The sequence below is a fragment of the Pseudoduganella aquatica genome (assembly GCF_020865585.1).
Taxonomy (GTDB): Bacteria; Pseudomonadota; Gammaproteobacteria; order Burkholderiales; family Burkholderiaceae_D; genus Rugamonas; species Rugamonas aquatica_A.
In genome coordinates this window covers 2580202-2597598 of sequence record NZ_CP086370.1, presented here as the reverse complement: position 1 = coordinate 2597598, position 17397 = coordinate 2580202, and the positions used below count along the sequence as shown (strand labels likewise).

21 protein-coding genes and 1 riboswitch are annotated in these 17397 nt (G+C 65.6%); of the genes, 14 read left to right on the top strand and 7 right to left on the bottom strand.

What is annotated here, in order from left to right; genetic code table 11:
* The first annotated feature begins 63 nt into the window (after window positions 1-63).
* On the top strand, window positions 64-2172 hold the full coding sequence (locus KT882_RS11430) for a TonB-dependent receptor (protein WP_228895825.1): 2109 nt from the start codon (window positions 64-66) through the stop codon (window positions 2170-2172).
* A gap of 9 nt (window positions 2173-2181) precedes the next feature.
* On the opposite strand, the gene KT882_RS11425 is transcribed toward KT882_RS11430, so the two are convergent.
* From KT882_RS11425 to KT882_RS11415, 3 genes are read right to left on the bottom strand one after another with little or no spacing between them, the layout of a single operon-like run.
* Window positions 2182-3000 carry a metallophosphoesterase family protein gene (locus KT882_RS11425; RefSeq protein WP_161075213.1) on the bottom strand — a complete coding sequence of 273 codons (819 nt, stop codon included), beginning with the start codon at window positions 2998-3000 and terminating at the stop codon, window positions 2182-2184.
* Between the two features lie 10 nt (window positions 3001-3010).
* Entirely contained in the window at window positions 3011-3919 is a 909-nt protein-coding gene (locus tag KT882_RS11420) for a diacylglycerol/lipid kinase family protein (protein WP_161075214.1), read from the bottom strand.
* Between the two features lie 10 nt (window positions 3920-3929).
* On the bottom strand, window positions 3930-4640 hold the full coding sequence (locus KT882_RS11415; protein WP_161075236.1) for a phosphatase PAP2 family protein: 711 nt from the start codon (window positions 4638-4640) through the stop codon (window positions 3930-3932).
* Between the two features lie 164 nt (window positions 4641-4804).
* Here KT882_RS11415 and KT882_RS11410 point away from each other — a divergent pair, with 164 nt between their 5' ends.
* Window positions 4805-5029: a hypothetical protein gene (locus KT882_RS11410; RefSeq protein ID WP_161075215.1), complete on the top strand. Its 225-nt coding sequence runs from the start codon at window positions 4805-4807 to the stop codon at window positions 5027-5029.
* Between the two features lies 1 nt (window position 5030).
* Here KT882_RS11410 and KT882_RS11405 read toward each other — a convergent pair whose 3' ends face one another.
* Complete coding sequence (locus tag KT882_RS11405; RefSeq protein WP_443094218.1) at window positions 5031-5930, bottom strand: LysR substrate-binding domain-containing protein; 900 nt, start codon at window positions 5928-5930, stop codon at window positions 5031-5033.
* Between the two features lie 100 nt (window positions 5931-6030).
* Here KT882_RS11405 and KT882_RS11400 point away from each other — a divergent pair, with 100 nt between their 5' ends.
* Window positions 6031-7044 carry a zinc-binding alcohol dehydrogenase family protein gene (locus KT882_RS11400; RefSeq protein WP_161075217.1) on the top strand — a complete coding sequence of 338 codons (1014 nt, stop codon included), beginning with the start codon at window positions 6031-6033 and terminating at the stop codon, window positions 7042-7044.
* Here KT882_RS11400 and KT882_RS11395 read toward each other — a convergent pair.
* Window positions 7041-7553 (bottom strand): hypothetical protein, encoded by a 513-nt coding sequence (locus KT882_RS11395; RefSeq protein ID WP_161075218.1) that lies wholly within the window; start codon window positions 7551-7553, stop codon window positions 7041-7043. The two genes, KT882_RS11400 and KT882_RS11395, sit on opposite strands and share 4 nt — an antisense overlap.
* 250 nt (window positions 7554-7803) lie before the next feature.
* On the opposite strand from KT882_RS11395, the gene KT882_RS30795 reads away from it, so the two are divergent.
* The 9 genes from KT882_RS30795 to KT882_RS11365 all read left to right on the top strand — a co-directional run bounded on the left by KT882_RS30795 (window position 7804) and on the right by KT882_RS11365 (window position 12705).
* Window positions 7804-8151 (top strand): hypothetical protein, encoded by a 348-nt coding sequence (locus KT882_RS30795; RefSeq protein ID WP_321170356.1) that lies wholly within the window; start codon window positions 7804-7806, stop codon window positions 8149-8151.
* A 39-nt stretch (window positions 8152-8190) separates the two neighbouring features.
* Window positions 8191-8694, top strand: a complete 504-nt coding sequence (locus KT882_RS30790; protein ID WP_321170355.1) for a hypothetical protein — start codon at window positions 8191-8193, stop codon at window positions 8692-8694.
* A 69-nt stretch (window positions 8695-8763) separates the two neighbouring features.
* Complete coding sequence (locus tag KT882_RS30785) at window positions 8764-9282, top strand: HAMP domain-containing protein (protein ID WP_308807786.1); 519 nt, start codon at window positions 8764-8766, stop codon at window positions 9280-9282.
* 11 nt (window positions 9283-9293) lie between these two features.
* Window positions 9294-9662 (top strand): methyl-accepting chemotaxis protein, encoded by a 369-nt coding sequence (locus KT882_RS30780; RefSeq protein ID WP_321170354.1) that lies wholly within the window; start codon window positions 9294-9296, stop codon window positions 9660-9662.
* A gap of 83 nt (window positions 9663-9745) precedes the next feature.
* Entirely contained in the window at window positions 9746-10399 is a 654-nt protein-coding gene (locus tag KT882_RS11385) for a MarR family transcriptional regulator (RefSeq protein ID WP_161075221.1), read from the top strand.
* Window positions 10400-10462: 63 nt separating this feature from the next.
* Entirely contained in the window at window positions 10463-11005 is a 543-nt protein-coding gene (locus KT882_RS11380) for a carboxymuconolactone decarboxylase family protein (protein ID WP_161075222.1), read from the top strand.
* A gap of 13 nt (window positions 11006-11018) precedes the next feature.
* Entirely contained in the window at window positions 11019-11543 is a 525-nt protein-coding gene (locus KT882_RS11375) for a redoxin domain-containing protein (RefSeq protein ID WP_161075223.1), read from the top strand.
* Window positions 11544-11671: 128 nt separating this feature from the next.
* Entirely contained in the window at window positions 11672-12109 is a 438-nt protein-coding gene (locus tag KT882_RS11370; protein WP_228895823.1) for a hypothetical protein, read from the top strand.
* 98 nt (window positions 12110-12207) lie between these two features.
* Complete coding sequence (locus KT882_RS11365; protein ID WP_161075225.1) at window positions 12208-12705, top strand: pyridoxamine 5'-phosphate oxidase family protein; 498 nt, start codon at window positions 12208-12210, stop codon at window positions 12703-12705.
* A gap of 12 nt (window positions 12706-12717) precedes the next feature.
* Here KT882_RS11365 and KT882_RS11360 read toward each other — a convergent pair whose 3' ends face one another.
* A complete protein-coding gene (locus KT882_RS11360; protein WP_161075226.1) occupies window positions 12718-13065 on the bottom strand; it encodes a YggL 50S ribosome-binding family protein in 348 nt (115 codons plus the stop codon).
* A gap of 70 nt (window positions 13066-13135) precedes the next feature.
* The gene (locus KT882_RS11355) at window positions 13136-13795 is read right to left on the bottom strand and encodes a hypothetical protein (protein WP_228895821.1); all 660 of its coding nucleotides are present in this window, start codon (window positions 13793-13795) and stop codon (window positions 13136-13138) included.
* Between the two features lie 143 nt (window positions 13796-13938).
* On the opposite strand from KT882_RS11355, the gene KT882_RS11350 reads away from it, so the two are divergent.
* Window positions 13939-15099, top strand: coding sequence for an iron-containing alcohol dehydrogenase (locus tag KT882_RS11350; RefSeq protein ID WP_161075228.1), 1161 nt, complete (start codon window positions 13939-13941; stop codon window positions 15097-15099).
* Between the two features lie 14 nt (window positions 15100-15113).
* A riboswitch (TPP riboswitch) is annotated at window positions 15114-15213 on the top strand.
* 47 nt (window positions 15214-15260) lie between these two features.
* A complete protein-coding gene (locus KT882_RS11345) occupies window positions 15261-17396 on the top strand; it encodes a TonB-dependent siderophore receptor (protein ID WP_161075229.1) in 2136 nt (711 codons plus the stop codon).
* Window position 17397 lies beyond the last annotated feature (1 nt).

Sequence of the window (17397 nt, the reverse complement as noted above, 5' to 3'; positions counted from 1 at the left end):
TTGAGAATCATTTGCATTTAGCCAGCAGCCGCCAGCCGACTCCACTCTTACCCAGGAATCCGCATGGCATTGAAGAAAACCCCGCTGGCGCTGCTGCTGGCACTCAGCTTTCCCCCTTTGGTACAGGCGCAAGCCCAGGTCAACGACGCGGCCGAACCGGCCATGCCCGTGGTGACCGTGGTGGGCGCCGCCGAAGCCGACGGCTATAACGCCGCCAAGTCGTCCAGCGCCACCAAGACCGACGCGCCGCTGCGCGACATTCCCCAGACCGTGAACGTGATTCCGCAGGCGCTGCTGCGCGACCAGGGCGTGCGCTCGCTGCAGGACGCGCTGAAATCCGTGCCCGGCGTGGGCCTGTCGCACGGCGACGGCCAGCGCGACCAGGTGACCATACGCGGCTTCTCCGCCATCGCCGACCAGTTCGTCGACGGCGTGCGCGACGACGCGCTCTACTTCCGCGACCTGTCCAATGTCGAGCAACTGGAAGTGGTGAAAGGCCCGGCCGCCGTGCTGTACGGGCGCGGCTCGTCGGGCGGCCTGATCAACCGCGTGACCAAGAAGCCAGGCGCGGACATCAGCGAAGTGACGCTGCAGGCGGGCAGCTGGGCGCAAAAGCGCGCCGAGTTCGACCTGGGCCGCGACCTGCCCGACAGCGGCGTGGCCTTCCGCGTCACCGGCGCGGTGGAGGACGCGGACAGCTACCGCGACCAGCAGTTCCTGGAACGCCAGGCGCTGGCGCCGTCGCTGCGCTTCAAGCTGGGCGCGGCCACCACCCTGCTGCTGCAGGCCGAGTACCTGCACGACAAGCGCGTCACCGATTTCGGCATCCCGTCCTACCAGGGCCGCGTGGTGGACGTGGCGCCTGGCACCTACTACGGCGCCGCCAACGCCAGGGACAACGACTTCAGCGAATCCCGCGTGAAGGCGGCGGGCGCGGTGCTGGAGCACGCGTTCAGCCCCACGCTCAAGCTGCGCAACGCCCTGCGCTATTACGACTACACGCTGAACCGCAACAACACGCTGGTGGGTTCGGTCAACGAGGCCGCGAAAACCGCCTCCCTCACGCGCGGCAATGTGTACCGCGCCGAGGACGGCTATTTCAACCAGACCGAGCTGGTGCAGAAGGCCGGGCTGGCCGGCATGGCGCACCAGATCCTGTACGGCGTGGAATTCGGCCGCCAGGACAAGGAAGTGCTGAACCGCTCGCAGGCCAACGTGGCCACGGTGTCGCTGTTCAACCCGGTGGCGCCCGCCGTGCCCTTCACCGCAGGCGGCGCGCCCGGCGCCAACAACCTGTCGAAGTTCGACACCGCCAGCGGCTATGTGCAGGACCAGGTCACGCTGGCGGCCAACTGGAAGGCGCTGGCCGGCGTGCGCTACGACCGCTTCGAGCAGGCCACCACGGAGCGCCGCCCCAACCAGCCCAACCTGGCGCGCACCGACAGCACCTGGAGCCCGCGCGCGGGCCTGGTGTACCAGCCGGATACGCAGCAGTCCTACTACGCGTCCTTCAGCAAGTCCTACCAGCCGTCCGGCGAGACCTTCGCGCTGGCCGCCAACAATGCGGACATGGCGCCGGAAGCCACGCAGAACAAGGAACTGGGCGCCAAGATCGACCTGCTGGGCGGCCGCGCCACGCTGAGCGCCGCCGTGTTCCGCCTGCAGCGCGACCACATCAAGGCCACCGATCCGGCCACCAGCAAGATCATCCCCATGGGCACGCAGCGCACCGACGGCCTGGAGCTGACCTTTGCGGGCGACCTGGGCCAGGGCTGGCAGGCGTGGTCCGGCTATTCCTGGCTGGACGCCACCATGATCGCCTCCATCGCCAAGGACGACGGCCAGTTCGTGCAAGGCAAGCGCGCCACGCTGACGCCGCGCCACAGCATGAATCTGTGGCTGAGCAAGGCCTTCGACAGCCGCTGGGGCGCAGGCGCGGGCCTGAACTATGTGGGCGAGCGTTACGCCAATCCGGGCAACACCGTAGCGCTGGCGGGCTACACCACGGTGGACGCCATGGCCTACTACCGCGCCAGGACGGTGGAGGTGCAGCTGAATGTGATGAATCTGCTGGACCGCGGCTACATCGTGGCGGGCCACGGCTCCAGCAAGCTGCTGAGCCTGCCCGGCGCGCCGCGCTCGGCGCAGCTGACGGTGCGCTACCGCTTCTAAGCCTTAGTTCTAAGCCTGCCCTGCCGGCTCCCACACGTCGCCGCTGCGGCGGAACACTTCGGTGCTGGCCAGTTCAAAGCTGGCCAGCGCGCTGATCCAGCTGTAGCGCTCCACGGTCAGCTGGCCGGCCTCCACGCCGATGGCGTTGAAGGAATTCTCCTCGCCGCGCTTGCGGGTGGACGTGGCCGTGCCAGCCTGCACCACCAGCGCGGCGTAGCCGGCGATCTTGTAGCGCTGCGCGCTGTTGCCCGCGTGGCTGGCGTGCAGATGGCCGGCCAGCAGCAGGTCCACGCCGCAGCGCGCGAACGCCTCCATGGCCATGGGCGCGCGGTCCACCAGGTCGTCCTTGTCGAAGCTATCCGGCAGGTCGAAGGGGTGGTGGGTGACGACGATGTGCGTCAACCCCTCCGGCATGGCGCTGAAGCGCTCGCGCAGCCGCGCCACCTGTTCGCGATTCACGCGGCCGTCCTTGAAGGTCAGCGAGCGCGCCGTGTTCATGCCGAGCACGGCGATTTCATCATCCACGTATTCCGGCGCCAGGTTGGCCGTGATATGGCGGCGGTATTTCACCAGCGGCGAGAAAAAGCGCGCCGCCACGTTGTAGAGCGGAATGTCGTGATTGCCCGGCACCACGATCTGCGGCGTCGGCAGCGTGTCCAGCCAGGCCCGCGCCGCCTTGAACTGGGCGCTGCGCGCGCGCTGCGTCAGGTCGCCCGAGACCACCACCACGTCCGGCTTGAGCCCTTCCACGCGCGCGCGCAGCGGCGCCAGCAGCGCCTCGTCGACACGGCCGAAATGCAGGTCGGACAAATGCACCACAGTACGCATGGCATGCTCCTTAACTGTTTTTGGGCGTCACCACGATCAGCGCGCCGGCCCGCATGCGGTAGGACAGCGGGGTGTGCATCACCGTCACCTCGCCGTCGGTGGCGACGCGGATGCGCGTGTCACGCACGTTCCGCGTGTCGATCTCCATCTCCGTGGCCAGCAGCACGTCGAAGTCGCGCTGCCGGGCCAGCGTGCCGAGCAGCGCGTGCCAGGCCAGGCGCACCAGGCCCAGGCGGCTGGGCCGCTGCGCCACGTACAGGCTCAGCTTTCCACCGTTGATGCGCTCGCGCGCGCCGATGTTCAGGCCCTGCATCAAATACTCGTTGTTGCCGATGAAGACAAAGGGCGTGCGCCGCGCGTGCTCCTCGCCGTTCACGCTCAAGCGCACGTTCAAGAAGGGATAGCGCCGCAACGCCGCCAGCGCCGCCCAGGTGAAAGCCAGCCACTTGCCGCGCCCCAGCCTGCTCTGCTGCTTTTCTCGGTCGCGCACGATGTCCGGATACAGGCCCAGGCTGGAGTTGTTCAGGAAGATGCGGCCGTTCACCTCGCCCACGTCCACCCGCACATGGCCGCCGGTGGCGATGGCGGCGATGGCGGCGTCCAGCTCCAGCGGTATCTTCAGGTCCTTGGCGAAATGGTTCAGTGTGCCCAGCGGCAGCACGCCGTAGGCCACGTCCGTGCCCGCCAGCACCGAGGCCACGGCATTGATGGTGCCGTCGCCGCCGCCCGCCACCACCATGCGCGCGCCCGCCTCCACCGCCGCGCGCGCCGCCGCTATCATCTCCTCGCCGCTTTGCGCCAGCGTAATGTCGGCCATGTAGCCGTGCGCGGCGAACTTGGCCAGCAACTGCTGCGAGAACTCGCCGCAATAGCCCAGCCCCGCGCTGGCGTTGATGATGACGGGTAGTAGTATGGCCAAGGAGATCCTTTCAGCTGGTTTGAAGACGGGCCGCCTGCGCAGCGCGGCGGCGCCGCAAGGTGGAGCAGCCGGTGATGCAGACCGCCAGCCAGCCGCAGCCCTCCACCATGGCCGCCAGCACGTCGCTCGGGTAGTGCGCGCCAAGGTAGATGCGGCTGACGCCGGTCAGCAGCACCATCAGCGTAGCAGCCCCGGCCAAAGCGCAGCGCACGCGCCAGCGCCCGCCCCCCATCACCGCGTAGCTCGCCATCAGGCCCCAGAACAGCGTGGCCGCCACCGTGTGGCCGCTGGGGAAGCTGTAGGTGGCCAGCGTAAGCATGGGCTCCTCGAACACGGGCCGCGCGCGCTGGAAAATATGCTTGAGCGCCACGTTCAGCAGCATGCCGCCGGGGACCGACAAAGCCAGCGCCAGCAGCCAGTAGCGGCCATGCGGCTGCGGGCGGCGCCAGAAAAATACGCCCGCCAGCAGCACCAGCACCACCATGCCGGCCACGCTGTGCAGATGCGTGAACAGCCACATCAGGCTGGTGTACGGCTCCTGCGCGTGCGCATGCATCCAGTCGGACACATGGCGGTCGAAGGCAGCCACGCCGTCGTTCTCGGCCACGTCTTCCGCCACCTCGGCGAACACCGCCACGGCGGCCATCATCAGCGCGGCGCCGGCGGTCAGGTGCAGGCCGAATTCGTCGCCGGGGGTAAGGCGCGCCTCCACGAAACGCATCAGTTTTGTTGCTGGCTTGCTAAAAATGCCCTGCTCTCCAAAAATACAACAGTTATTAAATTAAACTGATATTTCATACAGTACTGTGTTTTTCAACAGTAGTTGTGCTACAGTGGCGTCACTGAATCAAAACCAAGACACCCAACTGACCCAAAGGAAGAATCATGACTACATTGAATAGCGGTTTCGGCTCCCGTTTCGGCCTGGAATATGCCCCGATGTCTTTCCTGGTACGCTTCGGCAAACGTGAAGTGCTGGTGTGCCGCGACTTCCGCAAGCGCTTCTACGCCGTCAATCCCATCCTGGAATGCGACACCGGCGTGCAGGCCGGACACCTGGAAATCCTGGTGTTCCGCCGCTGGCTGCTGATTCTGTCCAAGGCGCACTGATCTACATCTGTTCATACTGGGCGCGCAGGAAGTCGCGCAGCTGCAGCACTGTCGGCGTCACTTGCGAGCGGTGCATGCACACCAGATGCAGCGGCGTGGCTTCGCCCACAATGTCGGGCAGCAGCACTTGCAGCCGGCCGCTGCGCAAGTCTTCCGACAGATCCATTTTTGATTTATACGCAATGCCCAGGCCCGCCACGGCCCAGCGCCGCACCAGGTCCGCATCGTCGGCGCAGCGGTTGCCGCGCACGGCCACGGTGAGCGGCGCGCTGCTGCCGGGCGGGTAAAAGGTCCAGTTGTTGTGGATGACGTCGTCCAGCGCGTAGCACAGGCAATTATGCCTTGCCAGCTCGTCCAGCGACGCCGGCCTGCCGTGCTTGCGGATATAGTCCGGCGACGCCACCAGCACGCGCCGGTTGTCGGGCGCTATCGGCATGGCGATCAGGCTGGAATCGTCCTGCTTGCCGTAGCGGATGGCAATGTCCACCGGCTGCCGGTACATATCGGCCTGGCGGTCGCTGACGCTGATCTGGTAATGCACGCCAGGATACTGGGCCTGGAATTTGTCCAGCCAGTACAGCAGGATGTTGCGGCCCAGGTCGGACGGCATGGCGATTTTCAGCGTGCCGCCGGGCACGTCCTTGGCCTGCATCAGCGTGTCGTGCCCTTCTTTCAGCAGCCGCAGCGCTTCGCGCGCGTGCACCAGGTAGCGTTCGCCTTCGTCCGTCAGGCGCAGCGAGCGCGTGGTGCGCGCGAACAGGCGCAGCCCCAGTTCGCCCTCCAGGCGCTTCAAGCCCGCGCTCGCCAGCGCCGGCGAAATCTCCAACGCCCTGGCGGCCGCCGACAGGCTGCCCGCATCCGCCGTGCGCACGAATACCGTCAAATCATCGAGCCGCAGCACTATCTTCATTCCTTTGAAAGTGTTTCGCAGAATGGCCTCTTTTTCGGTCCTGCGAAATAAGTGATGATACTCGCATCCATCACTACACAGGAGTTTCCCCATGAAAGCCGTTGCCTACCGCGCCTCCCACCCCGCCGACCACGCCGAAGCGCTGATCGACGTGGAACTGCCCGACCCGCAAGCGGGCGGCCGCGACCTGCTGGTCGAAGTGAAGGCGGTCTCCGTCAACCCGGTCGACACCAAGATCCGCAAAAACGTGGCGCCGGCGGACGGCGAGCTGAAAGTCATCGGCTGGGACGCGGCCGGCGTGGTGAAGGCGGTCGGCCCGGATGTGACGCTGTTCAAGCCGGGCGACGAAGTCTGGTACGCCGGTTCCCTGACCCGCCCCGGCACCAATAGCGAGCTGCACCTGGTGGACGAACGCATCGTCGGCTACAAGCCCAAGAGCCTGGACTTCGGCAAGGCCGCGGCGCTGCCGCTGACCGCCATCACCGCGTGGGAATTGCTGTTCGAGCGCCTGGCCGTGAGCCGCGATCCCGGCGTGACCGGCAAATCGCTGCTGGTCATCGGCGCGGCGGGCGGCGTGGGCTCCATCCTGGTGCAGCTGGCGCGCCGGCTGACCGGGCTGACCATTATCGCCACCGCCTCGCGTCCGGACACGGCGGAATGGGTGCGCCAGCTGGGCGCCCACCACGTCATCGACCACAGCAAGCCGCTGGACGAGGAAATCAAGCGCCTGGGCCTGCCGCCGGTGAACTACGTGGCCGCGCTGAACCAGACCGACCAGCACTTCGCCGCCATCGCCGAGCTGATCGCGCCGCAAGGCAAGCTGGGCCTGATCGACGATCCGGGCCAGCTGGATGTAAGCAAGCTCAAGCGCAAGAGCGTGTCGCTGCACTGGGAATTCATGTTCACCCGCTCGATGTTCGAGACGGCGGACATGGCGCAGCAGCACGCGCTGCTCAACGACGTGGCGCAGCTGGTGGACAGCGGCGTGCTGAAGACCACGCTGGGCGAGCGCTACGGCAGCATCAACGCCGCCAACCTGAAGCGCGCCCACGCGCTGATCGAGAGCAACCGCGCCAAGGGCAAGATCGTGCTGGAAGGGTTTTAACCGGCCCGGCTGTCCTGCATCTGGCGCAGCAGCGCCAGCGCGCCGGCATCGTGCTCGGCAAGGGTGTGCTGCAGCAGCGTGGCGCATTCGTAGGATTCCGACAACAGCCTGACCAGCTCCTCCTGCAGCCGCGCCAGCCGGCGCGAGCTGTAGCCGACCGTGGTGAACAGCCGCGTCACGTCGATGCAGATTTCCCGCAAGTCCCACAGTGTGCGTTTGGTGCATTCCAGATCGTCGCGCATGGCCTGGCGCACGTCGATCAGCTCGGTCTTTGCCTCCTCTTTCGCGCACAGCTCGAGCACCGTCGCGTGCCAGCTGCGGATGCGGCGGGCAACGCCTTCAATGCGCGCCAGCTTGGGCTGCATGGTGTAGTAGTACTGCAGCGCCAGCAGCCAGTACGGCAGCCGCGCCAGCGCCTGCGGCAAACCCGCCGCGCGCAGCTGCTGCTCCAGCTTGCGGATTTTCGACAGCATCGCCCAGATGCCTTTGTTGACCGGATGCGGATGCATGATGACGGCCTCCGAAGCCGGCGGCGCACCACGCGCCGCCCGGTCCCCCCAGTATAGCCAGCGCACTACGGCACGGCACGGCGCCTGGTTTGACGCAGCGCAAAGACCGCAGCCAAAGCCGATGCGCCCCCCTCATCGTCCACGCCGGCAACACCGTAAGAATACTTGCTCGTCTTCCTAAAGAAATAGGCATAGGATAAATTCAAAGAATTGCTCCTAAAAAAGTAGTACACCTCGTGGGGATAGCATCGTGAACGTTCATACGTGGCTCGACCGGCTGCTGCTTTGGCAGAAGTTCATTATCCTCAGCGTGATTGCCCTGCTGCTGGCCAGCATTCCCACAGCGCTTTACCTGAACGAGGCCGGCAAGTCGCTGGCTGCGGCGCAGTCCGAAACCGCAGGCCTGGCGCCCTCCGCCGCCATCCTGAAAGTCAGCCAGAACACGCAGCAGCACCGCGGCCTGGCCGCGCTGGCACTGGGCGGCGTGGCGGGCGCGCAGGAAAAGCGCGAGGCCAAGCAGCGCGAAGCGGACGAGGCCTACGAAAAAATGGACGCCATCATCCGCGGCTTCCACAACCGCGCCATCGAGCAAGCGTGAGAGCAGCCCAAGAAGGACTGGGCCGCGCTGCGCGCGCAGGTGGCGGGCCGCAGCATCTCGGTGCCGGCCAGCTATGAAGCGCACACGGCGCTGGTGCCCCGGCTGCTGGTGGTGAACGACCTGATCGGCGACCTGTTCGGCCTGAGCCTGGACCCCGAGCTGGACAGCTACCAGCTGATCCAGGCCATGTACTACCAGCTGCCCTATCTGACCGAAGAAACCGGCAAGATGCGCGCCAAGGGCGCCGGCCTGCTGGCCAAGCAGGAAGCGTCGCTGGAGGACAGGATGGCGCTGGCGGCCATCGTGGCGCGCGTGAACGACAGGCTGACGCAGACCGGTACCGCCTACAACAAATCGGTGGGCGCCAATCCCGACGTCAAAACCAAGCTGGGCGCGCAATGGCAGGACGTGCAGGAGCTGGCGCAGAAATCCATGCAGCTGGCCAACGAGCAGATCGTGCGCGCCGAGGCCCTCACCTATCCCGGCACCGATTACGTGGCGCAGACCACCAAGGCCATCGACGCGCAGTTCGCCGCCAACTAGGCCGCCAGCAAGGAACTGGAGTCCATCCTGGCGCAACGCATCGCCAGCCTGCGCGGCACACGCTGGATCATGATCGGCTCCATGCTGGGCCTGATCGTGCTGGCCGGCCTGGTTGCGCGCCTGATCGCCCGCTCGGTCAGCGTGCCGCTGGAAGACGCGGTGCGCATCTCGCAGCGCATTGCGCAGGGCGACCTGACGGCGCACTTCGCGCTGGGCGGGCGCAGCGAGACGGCGCAGCTGACGCGGGCGCTGAAGGAGATGAACGACAGCCTGGTCGGCATCGTCGGCAGCGTGCGCTGCAGCATAGACACGATAGGCCACGCCTCCAGCGATATCGCCAACGGCAACTCCGACCTGTCCGCGCGCACCGAGGCGCAGGCCTCCAACCTGGAAGAAACCGCCGCCTCCATGGAGCAGATCACCTCCACCGTGCGCCAGAGCGCGGACCACGCGCGCCAGGCGGACGAACTGGTCAGCAGCGCGACGGCCGTGGCCAGCAAGGGCGGCAACGTGGTGGAACAGGTGGTGCAGACCATGGCAACCTGGCGCAGCGCAGCGCCAGCGCCGCCAAGGAAATCAAGGACCTGATCAACGACAGCGTGAGCAAGGTCGATGCCGGAAATGTGCTGGCCGCCGATGCGGGCAAGGCCATGAGCGAGGTGGTCGACAGCGTGCGGCGCATCACCACCATCATGTCCGATATCGTGCACGCGGCGCAGGAGCAGAGTTCGGGCATCGAGCAGGTGAATCAGGCCATCACCCAGATCGACGAGATGACGCAGCAGAACGCGGCGCTGGTGGAACAGGCGGCGGCTGCTTCGGAGAGCCTGCGCGAGCAGGCCGGCGCGCTGTCGGACGCGGTGGCCGTGTTTACCCTGCAGGAGAACGAAGCGGCGCATGCGCCCCACGCGCCGAAACGCCCGGCGGCGCGGCCGCTGGCACTGGTGCGCAGCGCACGGGCGGGCTGAACGCCAGGGCGGCGTTCCCGTTTCCTTGAAAATTTTGATTAGGACTCCTTTACAAATGCGAAAACAGGTCTATAATTCTCAGCATGGACATCAAACCTGAAACCCCTTGGGACGGCACCCCGGATGTGTCGGCGCGCATTATCACGGCGATCTCGCGTATCGCCAGTGTCATGCGCTCCGGCGTGTGGGAGTTCGCCACCAGCGAAAACCTGAACCCGGCCCAGGTCGACATACTGCAGCTGCTGCATGCGCGTCCGAAAGGCGTGCGGCTGTCGTGGGTGGCGGCGCAGCTGTCCATCTCGGCCGCCAGCGCCAGCGACTCGGTCGCTTCGCTGGTGTCCAAAGGCCTGGTGCGCAAGGCGCGCGCCGAGGATGACGGGCGCGCCACGGCCCTGTTCCTCACTGCCGCCGGCACGGCGGTGGCCGTCCGCATCGGCAGCGCCGTCAGCTTTGCAGACGACGCCGCCGCCGCCCTGCCGCCCGCGCTGCAGGTGCAGATGCTGACCGGCCTGCTGAAGCTGATCGCCGAGCTGCAAACGTCCGAACGCTTTCCGGCATTGCGGGCCTGCCCGTCGTGCCGCCACTTTGAAGCCAACAAGTATCCCGGCGCGGCCACCCCGCACCACTGTGCATTGGTCAACGCGCCGCTGCCGATCGCGTTTATCCGCATCGACTGCGCTGAGCATGAAGAGGCCGATTTGGCCACCCAGCAACGGAACTGGGCGCAATTTGCATGACCTTCCGTTTTTTTTTTGCCCTATTTAATTAGGACTCCTACTTTAATTTTGAAAGGAAATACCATGTCCCGCATTCAACTCGTCACCCCAGCCGACACTACCGGCGAACGCCAGCAACTGCTGGGCCAGATCCAGCAAGCCTTCGGCGCCACGCCGAATATGTTCAAGGCCGTGGCCAATTCCACCGCCGCCCTGAAAAGCATGTGGGGCTCCTTCGGCGCGCTGGGCGGCGGCGTCATCCCGGCCAAGCTAGGCGAACAGATCGCGGTCGCCATCGCCGACCGCAACAACTGCGAATACTGCCTGGCCGCGCACACCGCCCTGGGCCGCAAAGCCGGCGCCAGCGCGGAAGAAATGAGCGCCGCGCAAGCCGGCCAGTCGGCCGACGCCAAGACCGCCGCCGCGCTGCGCTTCGCCGTGGCCGTGGTGAACAACCGCGCCCAGATCGCCGACGCGGACGTGGCCGGCCTGCGCGAAGCCGGCTACAGCGACGAGGAAATCGTCGAGATCCTGGCGCACGTGGCGCTCAACCTGTTCACCAACTACATCAACGTGGCCTTCCAGGTGCCGGTCGATTTCCCGTCCGTCAAACTGCGCGCCAAATAAGGGGGAAAGCGCCATGCTCATCAACCATCCCGCGCCGGAACTGCAGGTTTCGGCCTGGCTGAATACAAGCCAGCCTCTCAGCCTGTCCGCGCTGCGCCGCAAAGTCGTGGCGCTGTACGCTTTCCAGATGCTGTGCCCTGGCTGCGTGTCGCACGGCATTCCGCAGGCCAAGCTGATCCGCGAAAGCTTCAGCGCGGACGAGGTTGCCGTTATCGGCCTGCACAGCGTATTCGAGCACCACGACGTCATGACGCAGCGCGCGCTGGAAGTGTTTATGCATGAATACCGCATCAACTTCCCGGTGGCCGTGGACATGCCCTCCTCCAACGGCCCGGTGCCGCTGACGATGGAGCAGTACCAGCTGCGCGGCACGCCCAGCCTGCTGCTGATCGACCGTGCCGGCAAGCTGCGTTTCAGCCACTTCGGCCGCGCCGGGGACATGCAGGTCGGCGCTCTGATCGGCCAGTTGCTGGCCGATCCGGTGGCCTCGCCGGACAACGCTGCGTGCAGCGAAGAAGGCTGCGCCATCGGGCGCTAGCAGCGGCTGGCGCGGAGTGCCGCCCGCCAGGCGCGGGCGGCATTGCCTTGCATTCAATTCGGCAACTATGTTTCCTTGAAGGAAAAATAGTGACATAATTACGCGAGCAAAAAACCGCACGCGCCACAATGACTCACGTATCAGATATTCAGACCCTGCTGGACCAGCGCTTGAAGGCGACTGGCTGGCAAATTGCCCAAACCGTTGTCCTCGGCCTGCTGGCCGCCTGCCTGGCCCTGTTCGGCCAGGTCTGCCTGGCGCGCGCGCGCCCCATCTTCCCCTTCATCGACCAGAACTATGAAGCCTGGCAAGGCGGCTACACGCTGGTGCTGACCATGATAGGCATCGTATGGGTGGTGGCCATGCTGCAAAAAATCAGCTTCTTCCAGGACTGCCTGGAACGCCTGCGCAGCCAGCGCCGGCTCGACGAACAGTACGCCTTGCGCGCAGAACAGGCCGAGCAGGCGCGCCTGGAGAAGCTGGCCGCCAAGGAAGCAAGGGAAGCGGAATCCACCCGCCCCTCCAGGGTGAACAGAAACGCGCGCAGCAATAAATTCGACTACTGAACCGGCGTTAGCCAGCGCACGGTCAGCAGGCGCGATCGCGCCTAGCATCTCTCCCGAAGGCCAAGGCATAAAGCCTGGCCACCCCTTGGGAGAATGCCATGCAAGAAGACCACCACCAGAATCTGACCGGCGCCGACGCCGTTAAACGCATCAAGGACATCGTCGAGGAAGCCAAGTCGGGCTTCCTCTGCACCGCAGGCCATGTCGTGCCCATGAGCCCACTGAAAGTGGACGAGGCCGGCAACCTGTGGTTCCTCAGCGCCAGCGACAGCCGGCACAACCAGGAGATCGAAGCCAATCCGGCGGTGCGCATGTATTTCCAGGCCTCGCACCATTCCGGCTTCTTATATTTCGACGGCCATGCCGCCATCTCGCGCGACGCGGCGATGATCAAGGAACTGTGGAGTTTTACTTTGAAAACCTGGTTCACCGAGGGCGAGCATGACCCGCGCATTACGGTGATCCAGGTGCGCCCGCTGGACGGCTACTACTGGGACAACAAGCACGGCAACGCCGTGGCCAGCGCCAAGATGCTGGCCGGCGCCGTTATCGGGCAGACGCTGGACGACTCGATCGAAGGGACGCTGCGGCTGTAGCCGCACGCCCTGTCAGCCCCATCCGTACCAGGCGTCGCGCAGTTCGCCGATCTGGATTTGCTGCAGCACGCCCTGGCTTTCCAGCCAGTTGCGCACCAGTTCGCGGTGGCTTTCTTCGACTTTGCCGTAGGCCTTGCCGGACACCACGAAGCCACTAAAATCGCTATTCATGCCGCCGCCGAAGGCCAGGCCGTTGGCTTCGACGGCCTCCAGCAGGAAGCGGTACAGCAGGCTGTCGCGCTGCGCCGCGTCCTGGCCGTCGGCCAGCTTGGCGTCGACCATAAAGCCCAGTTCCTGGAATTCGCCCAGGTGCATTTTCTTGCGCTGGCGCCGGTTGGCGCGGTGATGGGATCGGCTCATATTGTTCTATCCGCTGAGTGTGAAAGCCGGATTGTCGCATGCGCCCGCGCCAGCGCAAAGCGCCTGCCCGCTAGTCGCCCAGGCAAGCCTTGCACGCCGCCTCGGGGAAGCGCGCCTGGCAGCTGCGCTGGCCGGGATATTTGAGCTCGATCTGCTTGTAGTGGATGCAGCTGTCCGGAGTCAGCGCGGTGATGGCCGGCTGCTGGTAGGTCAGGCCGGCCTTGTCGCGCACGCTGAGGCGCGAACCGTTGCCGTCCGAGCGCAGCTCGATGCCGCCATCCTTGGTGATGAGCGTGAGCGCGCTGTCCTGCGACGGGTCGGGTCCGGCCACCATGATGGCGGCCATGCGGTGCTTGGAATCCAGGGTCAGCATGGCGTTGCTGCCGTTGTCCTGCGTGACGTAGCCGCCGCGCTCGATGCCTTCCTCGTCGTAGATGATCATGCCCGCCGCCTTGCTGCCGCGCTTGGACACGTGGCCGCCGGTCATTACCGCGTCCGGCAGGTCGCCGCCCAGGCGGGCGCGAACGATGCCCTTGCCATCGACCACCACCACTTCCTTGGCGCGCACGCTGTCGAAGATGGCGTTTTTCAGGCTGGCGCCGGCCATGGCGCCGCCGCCGGCCAGCAGCAGCAAACCGGCCACCCACAAGCCGTTCTGACGGTTCAGGCGCTTGCGCAGCCGGACATTCTCTTGCTCGCAGGCGAGCAGGCGTTGTTCTATCGAGGTCAAATCAGGTCTCCTGGTAAGTTCATTGCCAATCTTGCCACATTTCCAGATGGAAATGCAACCACCCGTGGCGTGCCAAACACATTGCAGGCGGCTGAGCGATAATGGCGGGCTCAAGCCAGCCAAATTCAAACAAGGAGCCTGCTTTGCTTAACTTCGATTTCCACAACCCTACCCAGATCCTGTTCGGCCAGGGCCAGATCGCCGCCATCACGCCGCTGGTGCCGGCCGGCGCGCGCGTGCTGATGCTGTACGGCGGCGGCAGCATCAAGCGCAACGGCGTCTACGAGGAAGTGAAGGCTGCGCTGAGCGGCCACACGGTGATCGAATTCGCCGGCATCGAGCCCAACCCGCACTACGAAACGCTGATGAAAGCGGTCGCCATCGTCAAGGCCGAGAAGATCGATTTCCTGCTGGCGGTGGGCGGCGGCTCCGTGATCGACGGCACCAAGTTCGTCGCGGCAGCCGCGCTGTTCGGCGAAGAAGACCCATGGCTGATCCTGAAGAAAGGCGGCGCCAATATCAACGCCGCCCTGCCCTTCGGCAGCGTGCTGACCCTGCCCGCCACCGGCTCGGAAATGAACGCCGCCAGCGTGGTCACGCGCGCCGCCACGCAGGAAAAGCGCGCCTTCCACAGCCGCCACGTGTTCCCGAAATTCTCCGTACTCGATCCGAGCAAGACCTTCACGCTGCCGCTGCGCCAGGTGGGCAACGGCGTGGTGGACGCTTTTGTGCACGTGATGGAGCAGTACCTGACCTACCCGGTCAACGCGCCGGTGCAGGACCGCTGGGCCGAAGGCCTGCTGCTGACGCTGATCGAGGAAGGCCCGAAAACGCTGAGCGAGCCGGAGAACCTGGACGTGCGCGCCAACGTCATGTGGAGCGCGACCATGGCGCTGAACGGCGTGATCGGCGTGGGCGTGCCCCAGGACTGGGCCACCCACATGATAGGCCACGAGCTGACCGCGCTGTACCAGCTGGACCACGCGCAAACCCTGGCCGTGGTGCTGCCGGGCATACTGACGGTGCGCAAGGAAGCCAAGCGCGCCAAGCTGCTGCAGTACGCGGCGCGCGTCTGGGGCATCAGCGAGGGCGATGAGGACAGCCGCATCGCCGCCGCCATCGCACGCACGCGCAGCTTCTTCGAGCAGATGGGCGTGCCGACGCGCTTGTCCGGCTACGGCCTGGACGCGTCCGCGATCGACGCCGTGGTGGCCGCGCTGGAAGCGCACAAGCTGGTCAAGCTGGGCGAACACCGCGACGTGGACGCCGCCGCCGCCCGCGCGGCACTGGAGCTCAGTTTGTAAATCGTGCTACACTTGTAATTCGCTAGGGGTCCTGGGAACGCGTTTTCCGGGTGAGAGATACCCTTCGTACCTGATCTGGATAATGCCAGCGAAGGAAAGCGCAAAGTTGTTTCCCCTCCTTTGTACCCTTCCGTTGGCTCCCATTTTTACGAGAGCCTAAAATGTCCGCACGAAATTTCGCAGTTAGCACGATCGCCCTGGCGGTCTCCCAAGCCTTTACCGTTTCCGCCTTTGCAGACGACGCGCCAGCCGTAGCGCCAGCCGTAGCGCCAGCCGAACAAGCGCCGTCGGAAGTGGTCGTCATCACCGGCAAGAACGCCGCCCCCCGCGCCTCCGTGGCCGGCTTTACCGACATGCCGCTGCTGCTCACGCCCGCATCGGTGACGGTGCTGAGCCGCGAGAAGATGCAGGATCTGAACATCCGCTCCACCACCGACGCCGCCAAGTTCGACGCCAGCATCAGCGACGCCTACAACGCCGTCGGCTACGCCGAGCAGTTCTCCATCCGCGGCTTCAAGCTCGACAACGGCAGCAGCTACCGCAAGGATGGCATGATCATCCCTGGCGACACCCAGATCCCGCTGGAGAACAAGGAAGCCATCGAGGTGCTGAAGGGCCTGGCCGGCCTGCAGTCCGGCATGGCCACGCCGGGCGGCATCATCAATTACGTGACCAAGCGCCCGACCGCCACGCCGCTGCGCTCCGTCACCATCGAAGCGAGCGAGCGCGGCACGGTGCTGGGCGCCGTGGACGTGGGCGGCCGCTTCGAGGACCGCCGCTTCGGCTACCGCGTGAACGTGGCCGGCGAGCGCCTGCGCTCCTACGTCAAGGGCGCGGACGGCCACCGCAACTTCATTTCCGGCGCCTTCGACTGGCAGATCTCGCCGCAGGCGCTGCTGCAGCTGGACGCGGACTACCAGAAGAAATCGCAAGTGTCGGTGCCCGGCTTCCAGCTGATTAACAACGCCACGCTGCCCAAGATCTCCGCCGACAATATGCTCAACAACCAGTCGTGGAGCTATCCGGTGGAGACCGAAAGCAGCAACATCGGCGCGCGCTTCAGCTACCAGTTCAACCAGGACTGGAACGCCACCGTGAGCGCCAACAGCCACTCCTTCAAGCGCGACGACTACACCGCCTTCCCTTACGGCTGCGGCGCCCAGGACCTGTACCCCGGCTTCTGCGCCAACGGCGACTACGACGTGTACGACTACATCAGCCTGGGCGAACGCAAAAAGCCGCAAGCCATGCAGGCCATGGTGCAGGGCAAATTCGCCACCGGCGCCGTCAAGCACGCCGTCACCGGCGGCTACTCCTTCTACAAGAACAGCGAGAAGTGGGGCGACGACATTTACGAATACGCGGGCACCAGCAATATCTTCCACCCTGTCGCCGTCAAGCCCACGGGCCTGACCAGCGGCCCGGTGACGGAGCGCCGCAGCGACCGTGAACGCGCGGTCTTCTTCCAGGACGTGGTGGGCCTGACCGAGCAGCTCACGCTGCACGCCGGCGCGCGCCACACCCAGGTGGAGCGCAACCAGCTGGCCGCAAAGGCCGCCACCGACGAAAGCTTCTGGCTGCCCAATGTGTCGCTGGTGTACGCACCGCTCGCCAACGTGTCGGCTTACGCCAGCTGGGCCGAAGGCCTGGAGCGCGGCGGCATCGCGCCCAAGCAGACCAGCAACCAGAAAGAAGCGCTGGCGCCCTCGCTGTCCAAGCAGGTGGAACTGGGCGTGAAGGCGGACCTGTACAAGGACCTGAGCCTGGCCATGTCCGTGTTCCAGATCCGCAAAGGCCTGGAATACACCGACGCGCGCAACACCTATGTGCGCAACGGCCAGGCGCAGCACCGCGGCCTGGAGCTGTCGGCGCAAGGCCACGCCACGCCGGACCTGATGCTGGCCTTCACCGCCATGGCGCTGAACACCGAGCAAAGCGGCACCGGCCAGGCCGCGCTGGACGGCAAGCGCGTGACCAATGTGCCCAAGTTCAAATCGTCGATTTACGCCGAGTACGCGCTGCCGCAAGTGGCAGGCCTGAAGCTGAACGCCAACTGGCAGCACGCGGGCAAGAAGGCCTTCGACCCGGAGAACACCTTCTTCGTGCCGAGCTATAACACGCTGAACCTGGGCGCGTCCTACGCCACCAGGATAGGCGCCACCTCCGCCATCTTCCGCGCACAGGTCTACAACGCCACCGACAAGTTCTACTGGCGCGACGTGACGCCGGACCTGGGCGGCTACCTGTTCCCCGGCGCCGAGCGCACCTTCAAGCTGTCGGCGCAGCTGGACTTCTAAG

Excerpts from the sequence above, each read along its gene's own strand:
- KT882_RS11430 (WP_228895825.1), top strand. The coding sequence starts at position 64 with ATGGCATTGAAGAAAACCCCGCTGGCGCTGCTGCTGGCACTCAGCTTT.
- KT882_RS11425 (WP_161075213.1), bottom strand. The coding sequence starts at position 3,000 with ATGCGTACTGTGGTGCATTTGTCCGACCTGCATTTCGGCCGTGTCGAC.
- KT882_RS11415 (WP_161075236.1), bottom strand. The coding sequence starts at position 4,640 with ATGCGTTTCGTGGAGGCGCGCCTTACCCCCGGCGACGAATTCGGCCTG.
- KT882_RS11410 (WP_161075215.1), top strand. The coding sequence starts at position 4,805 with ATGACTACATTGAATAGCGGTTTCGGCTCCCGTTTCGGCCTGGAATAT.
- KT882_RS11400 (WP_161075217.1), top strand. The coding sequence starts at position 6,031 with ATGAAAGCCGTTGCCTACCGCGCCTCCCACCCCGCCGACCACGCCGAA.
- KT882_RS11395 (WP_161075218.1), bottom strand. The coding sequence starts at position 7,553 with ATGCATCCGCATCCGGTCAACAAAGGCATCTGGGCGATGCTGTCGAAA.
- KT882_RS30785 (WP_308807786.1), top strand. The coding sequence starts at position 8,764 with ATGATCGGCTCCATGCTGGGCCTGATCGTGCTGGCCGGCCTGGTTGCG.
- KT882_RS11385 (WP_161075221.1), top strand. The coding sequence starts at position 9,746 with ATGGACATCAAACCTGAAACCCCTTGGGACGGCACCCCGGATGTGTCG.
- KT882_RS11380 (WP_161075222.1), top strand. The coding sequence starts at position 10,463 with ATGTCCCGCATTCAACTCGTCACCCCAGCCGACACTACCGGCGAACGC.
- KT882_RS11375 (WP_161075223.1), top strand. The coding sequence starts at position 11,019 with ATGCTCATCAACCATCCCGCGCCGGAACTGCAGGTTTCGGCCTGGCTG.
- KT882_RS11370 (WP_228895823.1), top strand. The coding sequence starts at position 11,672 with ATGACTCACGTATCAGATATTCAGACCCTGCTGGACCAGCGCTTGAAG.
- KT882_RS11365 (WP_161075225.1), top strand. The coding sequence starts at position 12,208 with ATGCAAGAAGACCACCACCAGAATCTGACCGGCGCCGACGCCGTTAAA.
- KT882_RS11360 (WP_161075226.1), bottom strand. The coding sequence starts at position 13,065 with ATGAGCCGATCCCATCACCGCGCCAACCGGCGCCAGCGCAAGAAAATG.
- KT882_RS11345 (WP_161075229.1), top strand. The coding sequence starts at position 15,261 with ATGTCCGCACGAAATTTCGCAGTTAGCACGATCGCCCTGGCGGTCTCC.